The following is a 15,492-nucleotide window of genomic DNA, read 5'->3' on the forward strand; positions in this document are numbered from 1 at the left end:
ATATCCGCCACTCGGAACCGGCGGTCGATCGGGTGCGGATGCCGCGCGTCAGGCGGAACGCCCGGCATCCGCTGTCTGTGAATCAGTGGGCGTCGGCGACCGCGATCTGCGCGTGCAGCGGGTGCGCGTCCTCCAGTTCGGGCAGTGTGGCGGCGCCGTCGAGGCCCGTGCCCTGCGGCACGCGGATCTCGACCTCGGGCCACGACTCCCCCATGAGCTCTTCGAACCGCGAGCGGATGACGGGCGAGCGGAACACGCCGCCGACCATGCCGACGACACGGCCCTCACGGGAGTCCTCCGGGTCGGTGACACGCGACAACCCCGTGCTCACCGACAGCGCCAGTTCGCGTGCGGCCCGCAGGCTGATCTGCGCGGCGGCGGCGTCGGTGGCGGCGAGTTCGGTCACCGCCGCGGCGAACGACGCCACGATCCGCACCCGCTCGGGGTCGGACTGCAGCGCGATGTACGCCTGCTCGATGTCGGGCCACTGCTCCTTCACCACGCCGGTCAGTGCCGTCGGCGAGATGCGGCCGTCGTAGGCGCGCATCGCGGCGTCGAGCGCTTCGCGTCCGATCCAGTACGCGCTTCCGGCGTCGCCCATGATGTTGCCCCACCCATCGATCCGCGCGACGCGACGCGCGCCGACCGCGAGGGTGACCACGCCGGTGCCGGCCGCGACGACGGCGCCACGCGCGTCGCCGAGCGAACCGAGAAAGCTCGTCACCGAGTCGTGTGTGAGCAGCACGCGACGGGCCCCGAGGCCCGCCGTCAGCCGCAGCAGGGTGGCGGCATCGGCGTCGGCCGAGGTGAGCCCCGAGACGCCGACCGAGATGACGTCGAATCGCTGATCGATGTCGCCATGGAGGGCATGGGCGACCGACGCGAGCTGCGGCATGAGCGGCTCGTGGGTGCGCACCCCAGGGTAGGTGAGCTCGACCGGCGCACCGCCGGTGCGCGTGAGACGGATCTTCGTGCCGGTCTGGCCGGCATCGACGGCGAGCGACGCGGTCATGCGCGAGCCTGCCACTGCGTGTACTGCTCGATCAGGTAGGGCGCGGCCGGCTTGCCGTAGGGGCAATAGTCGTCGTTGCCCGCGGCATCCTCACGTGCATAGAGGTTCGCCGGCCAGTCCCACAGCATCAGTCCGTCGACCCAGTCGCGGGCGCGGACGGCGCGGAACATCTCGCGGTAGTACGTGAGCTGCTCCTGGCCGGACGGGTCGCCGACGAGATTCCAGTCGTTCGGAAGCTGGGCCGAGCCCTCGCGCGAGGGGCAGCCGGCCTCCATGAAGAAGAACGGCTTGCCCGATGCCTCGACCACCGGGGCGATGCGGTCCAGCTGCGCATCCCACGTGTGAACCGGGTAGTACCCGCTCGACGAGATGACATCGACCGCGTCCCACCAGGTGACGCGGTCCTCCTGATACTTGTCGCAGTTGTAGGTGATGAGCCCCGAGTAGACCTCGCGCACCTTCGAGATCAGGGCACGCCAGTGCGCCTCCTGACCGTCGGCGCGCACCATCTCGCAGCCGATGCAGAGCATCTCGCAGCCCTCCGCCTCCGCGATGCGGGCGGCGTGCAGGATGAACTCGGTGTACGACGCGAACCACTGCGTCCAGCTCGGCTCGCCGGGCACGTCCCAGTCGAAGAAGCCGATGAAGGCGCGCCAGGTGCCGTCTTCGACGTTCACGACCGGCTTGAGGCAGACCTTCATGCCGAGCGCCTTCGCCTCGCGGATCGCCCACACGATCTCGTCGTCGGTCACGGTCGGCTCGTCGCGGAACCCGATCTCGGTCGAGAACGCGGTGGCCTGCAGCGCCGAGTAGGCGATCGCCGTCCACGACACCGCGTGCTCGGACATGAGGCGCATCGAGTCCGCGGCGGCGGGTGTCGCCCACTCACCGCGGGTGCCGACCCACCCCCACGTCATGCCGCAGACGGGTCCGCCGGCCACACCGTTCATGCCGTCACCACCAGGTCGTTGCCCGAGCGCGCCACGCCGGATGCCAGCACCTGCTCAGCGGTCAGCGATGAGAGCCCGGTGACCCGGAACACGTGCTGCTCACCAGGGAGCAGCGTGATCAGCCCGCCGTCGACGACCGCCGTCGGTGCGATCTTGTCGACCAGCAACGTGAGGTCGCGCACGACGGCGCCTGCCGTGACCTGCACGTCGAACCCGTCGCCGACAGCGACGACCTCGGCGGACAGCGCAGGGTCGGCCAGCGCCGAATCGCGCGGTTCGCCGTGGAACCAGAAGCCGCGCACATCGATCGCGTCGACGACGACCAGTTCGGAGCCCGCTTGGTCGGGCTGTGCGAGTGTCAGCGGCACGCGCACCGTCTCGCGCGCGGCGACGGTCAGATCGACCGTGGTGCGCTCGAGTTCGGTGCCGTCGTAGGCGACGCGGCGAGCGACGAGCTCACCGCTCCATGCTTCGTCGGTGTCGTTGCCGACCGCGGCGAACAGGGCATCCGCCGAGCCATCGTCGCCACTGGGCAGCACGGTGACGGTGCGCGGCGCGAAGGCGTTGCGGATCGCGTGCAGGAGCGGCTTCTCGCGCCCCTCCCCGTCGATCGCAGCCCACGACGTGACCGGCCAGCAGTCGTTGATCTGCCAGACGACGGCGCCCGAGGTGTGCGGCGCGTGGCCGCGGAACCAGTCGAGTGCACACGTGACGGCGTTCGCCTGGTTGAGCTGCATGGCCCAGTGCCAGTCCTCCATCACCTCGGGCACGCGGTAGTGCCCGACGAGACCGCTGGTGAGCTTGGAGTTGCCGTCGATCGCCTTCTGGTGCACGACCATGCCCGGCGATTCGGGCGTGAGCGGGTCGTCGCTGATCGAGCCGGTGAGGGTCGTCCAGGTCGGCGGGCCCTGCCAACCGAACTCGGCGACGAAGCGCGGCTTCTGGTCGCGGTAGGTCGGCCAGTCGAGTCGGTTCCACTGCTCCCACAGGTGCATCGTGCCGTGGTCGACCTCGTTGGGGTGCCGGCCCTCGCCCGGGCTGAACGGGCTGCCGGGCGCGTACGGCACGTGCGGTGCGATCTCGCCCACGAGCGCGGGGAACAGCTCGTAGTAGTAGTACGCGCCCCACGACTTGCCGTCGAGCACCTTCTTCCAGCCCCAGTCCTCGTAGCCCCACAGGTTCTCGTTGTTGCCGGTGAGCAGCACGAGGGAGGCACGGTGACCGAGGCGGGCGATGTTCTCGCGCGCTTCGGCTTCGATCTCGCCGCGCAGCGGCTCGTCTTCGGAGTACGCGGCGCAGGCGAAGAGGAAGTCCTGCCAGGTGAGCAGGCCGAGCTCGTCGCACGCGTCGTAGAAGTCCTCGGACTCGTAGATGCCGCCGCCCCACACGCGGATGAGGTTGAGGTTGGCATCCTTCGCCTGCTGCAGACGGTGACGGTAGCGGGCGGCGTCGACACGTGTCGGGAACGCGTCGTCGGGAATCCAGTTGACGCCCTTCACGAACACGGGGCGGTCGTTGACCTCGAGCTGGAAGGGGGTGCCGGCCGCATCGGGCTCGGTGTTCCACCGCACGGTGCGGAAGCCGACGCGGCGGGTGGCCTCATCTACGGTTGCGGATGCCGCGTCCAGGCGAACGGCGACGTCGTACAGCGGCTGCGCGCCGTGCCCCGCGGGCCACCAGCGGTCGACGGCCTCGAGTTCGACGGTCGCCTCGGCGGTCGTGGCACCTGCCGGAAGCGTCACTTCGGCGGAGGTGCCTGCGACGTCCAGCACGAGCGTGAGCTCGGCATCCGTGATGCGCTCGACAGTGACGGATGCCGTGACCCGGCCGCCGTCACCGGTGGGCATCGCGACGACACGCACGTCTGCGAGTCGTGCCGTGTTCCAGGACTCGAGGCGCACACCACGCCACAGCCCGCTCGTGAAGGTCGCGATGCCCCAGTCCCAGCCGAAGCTGCACGCCGACTTGCGGATGGCGTCGTAGGGCAGCGGGTACGGACGCGGCCGGGTGCCGAGTTCGAGGCTCTGCGCGTTCGCGTGCCGCACGGGGCTGCGGAACGCGACCGTGAGGGTGTGCGCCCCTACGGTGAGCGCGTCGGCTGCGTCGATGCGGTACGAGCGGTGCTGGTTGGCGACCTCGGCGATCGGCGAGCCGTCGAGGAGGACGGTCGCGACGGTGTCGATGCCGTCGAAGACGAGCTGCATCCGCTCGGCGCGGTCGGCCTCGGTGATCTCGAACGACGTCTCATACGTCCAGTCGACGAGCCCGATCCATGCCAGCGCCGACTCGTTGTCGTCGAGGTACGGGTCGGGGATGAGGCCTGCGGCCAGCAGGTCGAGGTGCACGACGCCCGGCACGGTGGCCGGCACGGTCTGCTCGATCTGGGTGGGGCCGCCCGCTGCGCGGACGCTCCACCCGGTGTGCAGGTCGCGGCTGCGCACGGCGAGGGGTGCGATGGCGGGGGCGCTCACTTGACCGCTCCAGCCACGAGGCCCTTGTAGATCCAGCGCTGCAGGAACAGGAAGGCGATGACGGTCGGCACGATGACGAGGATCGTCGCAGCGGTGATGAGCTCCCACTGCGCGCCGAACGGTCCCTTGAACCGGTAGAGCGCGGTCGAGATGAGGTTCTCGGACTGCAGGTAGAGCGAGGGGAGGTAGAACTCGTTGTAGATGGCGATTCCCTTGATGATGACGACGGTCGCGATGGCGGGCTTGAGCAGCGGCAGCACCACTCGCCAGTAGATCGTCCAGCGGTTGGCACCGTCGATCATGGCGGCCTCGTCGAGCGAGACCGGGATCGACTGCATGAACTGAATGAAGATGTAGATGGCGATGATGTCGGTGCCCATGAACAGCAGCACGAGGGCAGCCTTCGTGTTGTAGAGCCCGAGACCGCTGATGAGCTGGAAGGTGGCGACCTGGCTGGTGACGCTGGGGATCAGCGTGGCGATGAGGAACATCACCATGATGAGCTTCTTGCCGCGGAAGTTGAACCGGTCGATGGCGTAGGCGGCCATCGTGCCGATCAGGATCGTTCCGGTCAGCGAGATCACGAGGATGATCGTGGTGTTGATGAAGCCGCCGACCATGTCACTCTTCTGCGCGGCTTCAATGAAGTTCGCGAAGTTGAGCCAGTTCTGGGGCGGGTCGAGCGGACCGGAGTTGGCGTACTCCTCCTTGGTCTTGAAGCTCGCGAAGAGCACGACCGACAGCGGCAGCAGGACGACCAGCGCCGCTCCGATGAGGGACGCGTACTTCAGGACGTTTCCGAGTGTGCGGTTCACGACAGGTCCACCTTCTCGTCGGGGAACACCTTGCGCTGGATCCAGGTGACGACCAGCACGATCGCGAGCAGGACGACGGCCATGGCTGAGGCCAACCCCACCTGCCGGAAGTTGAAGGCGGTCTGCAGGGTCTGGATCACGAACGTCGCGGTGCCGTTTGCGCCGGTGGTCATGATGTAGGGCACTTCGAACACGGACAGGCTGCCGGCGACGGCGAGGATGAACGAGAGGCCGATGATGCGGCGGATGCCGGGGAAGATGATGTGGCGGAACTGCTGCCAGCGGGTCGCACCGTCGAGCTCTGCGGCTTCGTAGAGCTCGGACGGGATCGACTGGATCGCACCGAGGAACAGGACGAAGTTGAGGCCCGTGTAGCGCCAGACCGACGTCGCAGCCAGCGAGTAGTTCGCGATCGAGGCGTCACCGATCCACTGCGGTGTCTCGGCCATGCCGAACCAGCCGAGCACGGTGTCGAGCGTTCCACCGGGCTGGAAGAGATAGAGGAAGACGAACCCGATGGCGACACCGTTGATCAGGTACGGGAAGAAGATGACGCCGCGGAAGAAGTTCGAGAACCGGGTGTTGAAGCTGAGCAGCGTCGCGAAGTAGAGGGCGATCGCCATCTGCACGAACGAGCCGATGAAGTAGTAGAGGCTCACGAAGAACACCGAGAAGATGTCGGGGTTCGTGAAGACTTCGATGTAGTTGTCGAGCCCGACGAAGTCGTCGACGGCGCCGAATCCGGTCCAGTTGTTGAGGCTGTACCAGATCATGTTGGCGGCCGGCAGGTAGGTCAGCAGCAGGAGCAGACCGAAGGCGGCGGCGATGAACAGGTACGGCGTGAGCGTGGCGAACAGGCTGCGGCCGGCCGGGCCCGCCGAGCCGCGTCGGCGGCTGCGGCGCGTGGTCGCCTGCGCGGCTGCCCCGGGAAGGGCGCCTGGGGTGCCGCTCGAAACGGATCCCGCGGTGACGGACATGGTGGTTCTCCTCTGTGTTCCGGCTGGGCCGGGGTGCCACGAGCGGAAGCGCGTGGCTGGGTGCCGTGCGGCGGCGGTCCGGGGGGCGCCGCCGCCGCACAGGCGGGGGATGTCAGCCTGCGAGCTCGCTCACGGCCGCGCCCCAGGCGTCGTTCAGCGACGAGAAGAAGGACTCCTTGTCGCCGTCGGCCTGACCGCGCGCGGTGTCGACGAGCTTCTGACGGTAGATGTTGCCCCAGATGTCGACCTGAGACTTGTCGGCGACGTTGTTGAACAGCGCCTCCTCACCGGCGACGGCCGGCTCGGACTCGATCAGCTCAACACCACCCTCGGACAGCGAGCTGAGGTTCGCGGGCAGGTCAGCAGCCTTGATTGCCGAGATCATGCCCTGCGACTCGGTGAAGCCCGAGTCCTCGACGAGCCAGTTCAGCCACGCGCGGGCGGCTTCCTTGTTCGACGAGTTCTTGTTGATGGCGAGGTTGTAGTCGCCGCCGATGGTGGCGTACTGCTTGCCGTCCTCAGCGGTGGCCGGGAAGGCCATGAAGCCCACGTTGTCAGCCGACTCACCGGCGGCCTCTGCCGCGGCGGCGAACTGCGAGATCGCCCACGAACCGAGCACCATGGTGCCGATCTTGCCGGTCGCGAAGTCGTTCTTCGACTGCTCCCAGTTCGTGGTGAGCGGGTCGGCCTCACTCAGGCCCTCCGAGACGATGTCGAACAGCAGCGAGTCGATCGCGTAGATGTCGCTGCCCTCGGTCCACGGCGACTCGTCATGGGCCATCTCGTTCTGCGCGGCCGCGTTGCCGGTGACCGCCCCGATGTTCGATGACCACTGGCCACCCAGCGGCCAGCCGTCCTTGTAGTTGGTGTAGTACGGCGTGGCGTCGGTGTTGTCGGCGATGGCCTGCAGCGCGTCGAGGAACTCGTCGTGCGTGGTCGGCAGTTCGGTGATGCCGGCCTCTTCGAAGACCGCCTTGTTGTACAGCACGCCGTTGGCGTTGCCGCCGAGCGCGATGCCGTACTGGGTACCGTCGAAGCTCGCCGGGGCCTGGAAGCGGTACGTGTCCGCCAGCTCGTCCACCGAACCGAGGGGCTCGAAGAAGTCGGCGAACTGGTCAGAGGGCACGTTCGGGATGAGCAGCACGTCGCCGTAGCCGTTCGGCGTGCTCATGCGGGTCTTGACGTCGTCGGCGTAGTTCGTGATGCCTTCGATCTTGACGTTGACCTCGGGGAACTCCTTCTGGAACTCCGCGACGTACTCGTCCCAGGTGCCGTCCGTCTCGAGGTCGGTGCGGTTGGTGAGGAACGTGATGTCGCCGGACACGGTGCCGTCGTCGTCAGCCTCGGGCGAGGTGCCGCCTGAGCAGGACGCCAGCGCCATGGTCGTTGCCGCGGCGATAGCGACAAGGCCGATGACCGCCTTGCGTGATGCCATGTGATTACTCCCTTGTATGTGTGACCCCGTCGTTGCGGTTCGAGTCCCTCGCCGCCGGGGGTTGGATGACAGCGTAGGACAGGACATGCGGAATTGTAAAGCGCTTTAGTCAGATCTGTCCTATGCTGTCTCTCACGACGGCTCCTGATATCCCGAGATATCCCGGGATTGGGCCCCAGCGCGGCCGTCAGAACCAGAGCAGATGTCCGCTCGATGTCCTTCGTGGTCATCCCGCGGACATCGAGCATCACAACGCAGTGAGGAGCAGGGATTGAGCGTTCAGCAGCGGGCGACATTGGCCGACGTTGCGGCACTCGCGGGAGTGAGCCCCAAGACCGTGTCGCGGGTGTTCAACCAGCGCGATCTGGTCGGCCCCGAGACGGTCGAGCGCGTCCTCGCGTCCGCCAAGCGGCTGCGATTCCGCCCCAACACGCTCGCCCGGGGGCTGCGCCGGGGCGGCGGCACGAACACGGTCGGCCTCATCGTCGGCGAACTGGGCAACCCGTTCTACTACAAGGTCGCATCCGGCATCGAGCGCGAACTCGCCGCCCGCGGGTACGGACTCGTGCTGGCAACAACCGACGACACCGTCGAAGGTGAAGAGCGGGTCGCCGACGCCCTCCTCGGTCAACGGATCAGCGCGCTCATCATCATCCCCGTCTCCGACGACCAGGGCTACCTCGAGGGCGAACGGCAGCTCGGCACACCGGTCGTTGCGGTCGACCGACCGGCCCGCAATCTCGTCGCCGACTCCGTCGTGCTCGACAACCGCTCCGGCGCCTACGACGCCACGAAGCGACTCCTCACCCTCGGACATCGCCGCATCGCGTACGTGTGCAATCCGGCATCCATCTCCTCACAGGCCGAGCGCATCGCCGGCTACCGCGCCGCGATGACCGAAGCAGGCATCGCCGACACGTCGGCATGGGAGCGCCTGCTCGATGACCGCGACGCGAAGCCCGCAGCCGTCGTGCGCGACCTGCTCGCCGCCCCCGACGCACCCACGGCCGTGATCTGCGGCAACAACCGCATGACCATCGGTGCACTGCGCGCGCTGCGCGAAGCAGCAGACGAGCGCACCGCCATCATCGGCTTCGACGATTTCGACACCGCCGACGTCATCGGCGTCTCCGTCATCAGCTACGACCCGCTCGAAATGGGCCGCCGCGCCGCACAGGTGGCCCTCGAACGCATCGGAGACCCCACCGGATTCACCCGGCAGCTCGTGCTGCCGACGTGGATCATCGAACGCGGTACCGGCGAACGCCCCCCGAAAGGACGCGCATGACCGACCTCCTCCACCTGCACCGTGACGGCATCTCACTGCTCGTCGATGCCAGACGCGACGACCTGCCGCGCGTGCTGCACTGGGGCCCCTCCCTCGGGTCTCCCGATGCCGCCGCACTCGAGACGACGGCCGACGCGCTCGACCGGCAGAGTGCGCCGGCGACCCTCGACGCCGCCTGGCAGCTCACGCTGCTCCCCGCCGAAGCCGACGGCTGGGCGGGCCGCCCCGGCCTGCAACTGCGTCGCGACGGCCGGCAGCTGCGCACCCGATGGCACCGTGGCACCCTCACCGCTGACGCCACCTCGCTGACGGTGGATGCCGTCGACACCGAGGGCCGCGCCACACTGCGCAGCCGTATCGAGATCGCACCCGGCGGGCTCGTGCAGGTCGCGCACACCCTCGTCAACGACGGCGACGACCCGCTCGAAGTCGACTGGGTCGAAGCGACACTGCCGGTCTCACCGTCGGTCACCCACGCGACGACGCTCGATGGTCGCTGGTCGCGGGAGAAGCGCGCCGTGACGACCGAACTGCCCACCGGCGCCGTCGCCCGGCAGTCCCGCCGCGGACGCCCCGGGCATGACGCGCCGATGTTCGTCGCCGTGTCCGAAGGCGCCCCGCAGTGGCACACCGGACGCGTGTGGGCGACGCACGTCGCCTGGTCGGCCGACACCACCTACCGCACCGACCGCGTCACCGACAGCCTGCCGCTCATCGGCGCCGGCGAGATGCTGCGACCCGGCGAACTGGTGCTCGCGACCGGCGAGACCTACGCCGCTCCCCCGGTGCTCTTCGCCTACGCCGACACCGGACTCGACGGCATCGCCGCGCAGGTGCACACGTGGCTGCGCGCGCGACCGCAGCATCCGACCTCTCCCCGCCCGTTCACCCTCAACACGTGGGAGGCGGTGTACTTCGACCACGATCCCGCCCAGCTCGACCGGCTCGCGGTGCGGGCGTCGGAGGTGGGCGTCGAGCGATTCGTGCTCGACGACGGCTGGTTCACCGGTCGCCGCGACGACACGACGAGCCTCGGCGACTGGGATGTCGATACGACCGTCTGGCCCGACGGCCTCCGCCCCCTCGCCGATCGCGTGCACGGACTCGGCATGCAGTTCGGGCTGTGGTTCGAGCCCGAGATGATCAGCCTGCGCTCCGACCTCGCAGGCGCCCACCCCGACTGGCTGTTGCACGACCCGCGGCACCTCGCACACGACCCCGCGCTGTCGTGGCGTACCCAGTTCGTGTTCGACCTCGCGAACCCCGGCGCATACGCGCACGTGCTGGAGCGAATGGACGCCCTCGTCGGTGACATCGGCATCGACTACATCAAGTGGGACCACAACCGCGATCTCGTCGAGGCCGTGCACGACGGGCGACCGGGCGTGCACGCGCACACCCTCGCCGTCTACCGCCTCATCGCAGAGCTGAAGTCCCGGCATCCTGGCCTGGAGATCGAGTCGTGCTCGAGCGGCGGTGCCCGCACCGACCTCGGCATCATGGCCGTCTGCGACCGGGTGTGGGGCAGCGACTCGAACGACCCGGTCGAGCGTCAGGACATCCAGCGGTGGACCGGCCTGCTGCTGCCCCCGGAGCTCGTCGGCGCGCACGTCGGCCCGACGCGTTCGCACAGCTCGGGGCGCGTGACCGACCTGTCGTACCGCATCGCGACGAGCCTCATGGGCTCGGCGGGGCTCGAATGGGACATCCTCTCGTGCAACGACGAGGAGACCGCGACGATCACCCGCTTCGCGGCGCTCTACAAGGAGCTGCGACCCGTCCTGCACACGGGCACCGTGGTGCACCCGCCGCTGCGCGACCCCGCCTGGCGCGTGACCGGATTCGTCGGTGCGGATGCCGCGGTCTACATCGTCGCGACCGTCGCCGGCCTCGAAGACGCCCGCGCCGAGCGGCTCGTGCTGACCGGCCTCGACCCCGACCGCACCTACCGGGTGCGCCTGCGCGACGAGATCGGCCGCCCCGCAGCCGGCTGGGTGCTGCCGCCGTGGTTCACCGCAGGCGAGGTCACCCTCCCCGGCAGCGTGCTGACCTCCGTCGGCATCCAGCTGCCCACTCTGTGGCCGCTGCAGGCCTTCGTGCTGCACGCGACCGCCGTCGCCTGACGCCGAGACTGCATCTGCGCCGTCGAGACCTCGCCCTTTCCAGACGAACCTGTCACCAGTTCGTTCCTCACGCCCCGATCTCCGCCAGAATGGCTTTAGGGCCTTCGTCTTCTACCGTTGATGACCCGCTAGCATTCGCAATTCCGGGGACCATGACTAGACCCGAGATAAGCGTTCCCGAAACGATGATCGCGCTTCGACTTCGCGTCCAACCAGTTGGGATTATGTGAGCCCCGTTCGATTTCCCAATAGTCTGCTCGCGATAATATGCCCCCCCTGGGGGGGGTCAAGCTGGCTGAGTTGCGGGGCGTGCGGTCGCGTTCAATGCGACCGCGACGCGCGGCGTTGCTCCAACGAGCACCAATCCTGATGAGCCAACTCCGTTCGCCTGCTGTATGCGGGTGGGCTCGACCCTATGGGGTGTGGGTTCGGCGACGACGGTGGCCGGGGGTGGGCTCGGCGGGGTAGCTCAGATCCCGTCGATGATGGCGTTCAGCGTGGCGCTGGGACGCATGACGGCGGTGACCTTCTCGAGGTCGGGGTGGTAGTAGCCGCCCACGTCGGTCGCCTGACCCTGCACCGCGTTGAGCTCGGCGACGATGGCCTCCTCGCCCGCGGCGAGGGCGTCTGCCACCGGCGCGAACGCTGCAGCGAGGTCGGTGTCGGTCGTCTGCTTCGCCAGCTCCTGCGCCCAGTACAGCGCGAGGTAGTAGTGGCTGCCGCGGTTGTCGATCGTGCCGAGCTTGCGGCCGGGCGACTTGTCCTCTTCGAGGAACGTGCCGGTCGCGGCATCCAGCGTGTCGGCGAGGATCTGCGCCTTGCCGTTGCCCTCGCGCTCGGCGAGGTGCTCGAACGATGCCGCGAGGGCGAAGAACTCGCCCAGCGAGTCCCAGCGCAGATAGTTCTCTTCGAGCAGCTGCTGCACGTGCTTGGGCGCCGAGCCGCCGGCGCCCGTCTCGAACAGTCCGCCGCCGGCCAGCAGCGGCACGATCGAGAGCATCTTGGCCGACGTGCCGACCTCGAGGATCGGGAACAGGTCGGTCAGGTAGTCACGCAGCACGTTGCCGGTCACCGAGATCGTGTCGAGGCCATGACGCATGCGGGCGAGCGTGTAACGGGTCGCTTCGGCGGGAGCCAGGATGCTGATCTGCACACCGGTCGTGTCGAGCAGCGCGAGTGCCTGGTGCACCTTCGCGATCAGCTGCGCGTCGTGCGAGCGGTTCACGTCGAGCCAGAACACGGCCGGCGATCCGGTCGCGCGGGCGCGGCCGACGGCCAGCTTCACCCAGTCGATGACCGCGATGTGCTTGGTCTGCGTGGCACGCCAGATGTCGCCGGCCTGCACCTCGTGCTCGATGAGCACTTCGCCCTCACCGTCGACGATCTGCACGGTACCGGCCGACGCGATCTCGAACGTCTTGTCGTGGCTTCCGTACTCCTCGGCGGCCTGCGCCATGAGGCCGACGTTCGGCACGGTGCCGATCGTGGTGGGGTCGAGCGGGCCGTTGGCGATCACGTCGTCGATGACGGCCTGGTAGACGCCGGCATACGACGAGTCGGGGATGACGGCGATCGTGTCGTCTTCGCCGCCGTCGACGCCCCACAGCTTGCCGCCGTTGCGCACGAGCGCGGGCATCGAGGCATCCACGATGACGTCCGACGGCACGTGCAGGTTGGTGATGCCCTTGTCGGAGTTGACGTACGACAGGCGCGGACCGGCCTGCAGCGCAGCGTCGAACGCGGCGGCGATCTCGTCGCCGTTCGCGACCTCGCCCAGTCCGCTGAGGATCGAGCCGAGACCGTTGTTCGGGGTGAGGCCCGCCTCGGCGAGCGCGTCGCCGTAGCGGGCGAAGATGTCGGCGAAGAACGCCTTGACGACATGGCCGAAGATGATCGGGTCGCTGACCTTCATCATCGTGGCCTTCAGGTGCACCGAGTACAGCACGTCGTCGGCCTTCGCCTGCTCGAGCGTCTCAGCCAGGAAGGCGTCGAGCGCCGCGGCGGAGAGGAATGTCGCGTCGATGATCTCGCGCGGCAGCACCTTGAGGTTGTCCTTGAGCACCGTGACCGTGCCGTCGGTCGCGGTGTGACGGACCGTGAGGACGTCGTCGTGGGCGGCGACCCAGCTCTTCTCGTTCGAACGGAAGTCGTCCTGACCCATCGTCGCGACACGGGTCTTCGAGCCCTCGGGGAACGGCTTGTTGCGGTGCGGGTGCTTGCGCGCGTAGTTCTTGACCGACAGCGGGGCGCGTCGGTCGCTGTTGCCCTCGCGCAGCACCGGGTTGACCGCCGAACCCTTGATGCGGTCGTAGCGGGCGCGGATGTCCTTCTCTTCGATCGAAGCGGGCTCATCCGGGTAGTCGGGCACGTCGAAGCCCTGCGCCTGCAGCTCCGCGATCGCGGCCTTCAGCTGCGGGATCGATGCCGAGATGTTCGGCAGCTTGATGATGTTCGCCTCGGGCAGCGTGGCCAGGCCGCCGAGCTCTGCCAGCGCGTCGCCGACCTGCTGGTCGTCGGTCAGCCGCTGCGGGAACGTGGCCAGCACGCGGCCGGCCAGCGAGATGTCGCGCGTCTCGACCTCGATGCCCGCCTGGCCCGCGTAGGCCTGGATGATCGGCAGGAACGAGGCGGTGGCGAGCGCCGGGGCCTCGTCGGTGTAGGTGTAGATGATGGTCGACTCGGACATCGGTCGTCGCTTCTCCGTTCGCGGGGACGTACTTCTCCGCATACAAAACTACCGTGCGCCTCGCCGTGGGCCGATTCGGGATCGCGACCGACAGGTGCCAGTCGCGCCGGCGCCCGGTAGCCTGGGTGCATGACTGAGCTGCGACTGGTGGAACTGTCGGCCTCGACGATCGTGGCCGTGAACACGATGTCGCTCAAGCCCGGCCAGGAGCAGTTCCTCGCACCGGCCAGCTACGCGGTCGCCGCGGCCGTCGTGAACCCCGCGACCTCGTGGCAGCGCGTCGTCCTCGACGGCGATCAGGTCGTCGGATTCGTGAGCGCGAACTTCGATCTCGACGCCCCGCAGGAGCATTTCCGTTCCGTGCTGTGGCGCATCAACGTCGATGCCGACGATCAGGGCCGCGGTGTCGGCCGCTTCGCCGTCGAGCAGTTGCTCGAGGAGGCCCGTCGCCGCGGCATGGACCACCTCAACGTCATCTACGAAGCCGGCGAAGGCGGCCCCGAGGCCTTCTTCGAGCGCGTCGGCTTCACCCCGGTCGACGAGACCGAATACGGCGAGGTCGTCGCCCAGATCCGCCTGTAGTCCCGGCATCCCCTCGCGTGCTGCGCCGCCTTCTCGCTGCCGCTGTCGGGTCGCAGATTCGGAGAATGACGTCGGATTCGGAGCATTCCGGCCGGTGCAGCCGAATCCGGTGACGTGATCCGAATCTGGTGACGCCGCGGCACGCGTCACCGCCTCCTCCACTGCGGCTGACTCGCGCGACTTGTCCACGGATGCCGGTGCACTGTCTCTCCCCGGCACGTCCAGCGGGTGAAGATTCCGGGCATGGACATCCGCCATCTCGTCGACCGGCACGGTGGCATCGTGCACCGCGATCTCGTGCTCGATGCCGGCGTCTCAGCACGCGCACTGCGCGCCGCGGTCACTCGCGGAGAGATCGAACGCGTACGCCGCTACTGGCTCGCGACCGAGCACGCGCCGATCGACCTGCGTCGCGCCGCCGAGGCGAGCGGCAGAGTCGCGTGCGTCTCGTTCGCGCGCCAGCGCGGCTGGTGGATGCCGGATGACGTCGACACTCGGCTCCACCTGCACGTCGGACCGAACGCCGAAGCCCCCGCTGCGGATGCCGTCGTCCATTGGTCGCGTCCGCTCGTCGCGGTCGGGAGGCATGTGCTGACCGAATCGGTCGACGACGCACTGGAGCACATTGCGGACTGCGTGCCGCACGAGGCTGCGCTCGTGCTGTGGGAGGCGGCGATCCGCGCCGAGCAGCGAACGGCCGCAGATCTGCGGCGGGTGCAGTGGCGCAGTGCAGCGGCATCCCGCCTGTCGATGGAGGTGACGGGCCTGTCGGACAGTGGGCTCGAGACGCGCTTCGTCGGACGCATCCGCGGCTGGGGACTCGCCCTGGAGCAACAGGTGTGGCTCGCGGGGCACCCGGTCGACGTGCTGATCGGCGACCGCCTCGTCGTGCAGCTCGACGGGTTCGCGCACCACTCGTCATCCGCAGATCGCACCCGAGACCTCGCGCACGACCGCGAGCTCACCGCCCGCGGCTACACGGTGCTGCGCTTCTCGTACGTCGAGGTGATGCACCGCTGGCCCGCGGTCGAGCGCGCACTCCAGCGCGCGCTCGCGCAGGGCGCGCACCTCGCCGCGTGACCTGTGTCATCGGATTCGGACTCCGTCACCGGATTCGGATCGAGCACGCGTCCCGATCCGAATCCGGTGACAT

Annotated in this window: 11 protein-coding genes; 4 read left to right on the plus strand and 7 right to left on the minus strand. The window is 68.5% G+C overall.

All coding sequences use genetic code 11. From position 1 onward, the window contains the following. Nucleotides 1-82 precede the first annotated feature (82 nt). The 6 genes from AC3ENX_RS03795 to AC3ENX_RS03820 all read right to left on the minus strand — a co-directional run bounded on the left by AC3ENX_RS03795 (nt 83) and on the right by AC3ENX_RS03820 (nt 7,660). Entirely contained in the window at nt 83-1,012 is a 930-nt protein-coding gene (locus AC3ENX_RS03795; protein ID WP_434810533.1) for an N-acetylglucosamine kinase, read from the minus strand. Beyond that, nucleotides 1,009-1,962, minus strand: coding sequence for a glycoside hydrolase family 113 (locus tag AC3ENX_RS03800; RefSeq protein WP_434810534.1), 954 nt, complete (start codon nt 1,960-1,962; stop codon nt 1,009-1,011). Before AC3ENX_RS03800 ends, AC3ENX_RS03795 begins: the two co-directional genes overlap by 4 nt. After that, nucleotides 1,959-4,433 (minus strand): glycoside hydrolase family 2 protein, encoded by a 2,475-nt coding sequence (locus tag AC3ENX_RS03805; protein ID WP_434810535.1) that lies wholly within the window; start codon nt 4,431-4,433, stop codon nt 1,959-1,961. Before AC3ENX_RS03805 ends, AC3ENX_RS03800 begins: the two co-directional genes overlap by 4 nt. Continuing rightward, a complete protein-coding gene (locus AC3ENX_RS03810) occupies nt 4,430-5,248 on the minus strand; it encodes a carbohydrate ABC transporter permease (RefSeq protein ID WP_434810536.1) in 819 nt (272 codons plus the stop codon). Before AC3ENX_RS03810 ends, AC3ENX_RS03805 begins: the two co-directional genes overlap by 4 nt. Then, nucleotides 5,245-6,225 (minus strand): carbohydrate ABC transporter permease, encoded by a 981-nt coding sequence (locus tag AC3ENX_RS03815; RefSeq protein WP_434810537.1) that lies wholly within the window; start codon nt 6,223-6,225, stop codon nt 5,245-5,247. The genes AC3ENX_RS03810 and AC3ENX_RS03815 overlap by 4 nt, the downstream gene beginning before the upstream one ends. A gap of 112 nt (nt 6,226-6,337) precedes the next feature. Further along, nucleotides 6,338-7,660 (minus strand): ABC transporter substrate-binding protein, encoded by a 1,323-nt coding sequence (locus AC3ENX_RS03820; protein ID WP_434810538.1) that lies wholly within the window; start codon nt 7,658-7,660, stop codon nt 6,338-6,340. Between the two features lie 271 nt (nt 7,661-7,931). Here AC3ENX_RS03820 and AC3ENX_RS03825 point away from each other — a divergent pair, with 271 nt between their 5' ends. After that, nucleotides 7,932-8,948, plus strand: a complete 1,017-nt coding sequence (locus AC3ENX_RS03825; protein WP_434810539.1) for a LacI family DNA-binding transcriptional regulator — start codon at nt 7,932-7,934, stop codon at nt 8,946-8,948. Further along, nucleotides 8,945-11,071 (plus strand): alpha-galactosidase, encoded by a 2,127-nt coding sequence (locus AC3ENX_RS03830; protein WP_434810540.1) that lies wholly within the window; start codon nt 8,945-8,947, stop codon nt 11,069-11,071. The genes AC3ENX_RS03825 and AC3ENX_RS03830 overlap by 4 nt, the downstream gene beginning before the upstream one ends. Before the next feature lie 469 nt (nt 11,072-11,540). On the opposite strand, the gene AC3ENX_RS03835 is transcribed toward AC3ENX_RS03830, so the two are convergent. Further along, entirely contained in the window at nt 11,541-13,757 is a 2,217-nt protein-coding gene (locus tag AC3ENX_RS03835) for an NADP-dependent isocitrate dehydrogenase (RefSeq protein ID WP_434810541.1), read from the minus strand. 129 nt (nt 13,758-13,886) lie between these two features. Between AC3ENX_RS03835 and AC3ENX_RS03840 the strand changes: the two genes are divergently transcribed. Next, nucleotides 13,887-14,339, plus strand: coding sequence for a GNAT family N-acetyltransferase (locus AC3ENX_RS03840; protein WP_434810542.1), 453 nt, complete (start codon nt 13,887-13,889; stop codon nt 14,337-14,339). 243 nt (nt 14,340-14,582) lie between these two features. Beyond that, nucleotides 14,583-15,419 (plus strand): DUF559 domain-containing protein, encoded by an 837-nt coding sequence (locus AC3ENX_RS03845; RefSeq protein ID WP_434810543.1) that lies wholly within the window; start codon nt 14,583-14,585, stop codon nt 15,417-15,419. Nucleotides 15,420-15,492 lie beyond the last annotated feature (73 nt).

The organism is Microbacterium sp. bgisy189 (assembly GCF_057707225.1).

Excerpts from the sequence above, each read along its gene's own strand:
- AC3ENX_RS03800 (WP_434810534.1), bottom strand. The coding sequence starts at position 1,962 with ATGAACGGTGTGGCCGGCGGACCCGTCTGCGGCATGACGTGGGGGTGG.
- AC3ENX_RS03845 (WP_434810543.1), top strand. The coding sequence starts at position 14,583 with ATGGACATCCGCCATCTCGTCGACCGGCACGGTGGCATCGTGCACCGC.
- AC3ENX_RS03835 (WP_434810541.1), bottom strand. The coding sequence starts at position 13,757 with ATGTCCGAGTCGACCATCATCTACACCTACACCGACGAGGCCCCGGCG.
- AC3ENX_RS03840 (WP_434810542.1), top strand. The coding sequence starts at position 13,887 with ATGACTGAGCTGCGACTGGTGGAACTGTCGGCCTCGACGATCGTGGCC.
- AC3ENX_RS03820 (WP_434810538.1), bottom strand. The coding sequence starts at position 7,660 with ATGGCATCACGCAAGGCGGTCATCGGCCTTGTCGCTATCGCCGCGGCA.
- AC3ENX_RS03815 (WP_434810537.1), bottom strand. The coding sequence starts at position 6,225 with ATGTCCGTCACCGCGGGATCCGTTTCGAGCGGCACCCCAGGCGCCCTT.
- AC3ENX_RS03795 (WP_434810533.1), bottom strand. The coding sequence starts at position 1,012 with ATGACCGCGTCGCTCGCCGTCGATGCCGGCCAGACCGGCACGAAGATC.
- AC3ENX_RS03830 (WP_434810540.1), top strand. The coding sequence starts at position 8,945 with ATGACCGACCTCCTCCACCTGCACCGTGACGGCATCTCACTGCTCGTC.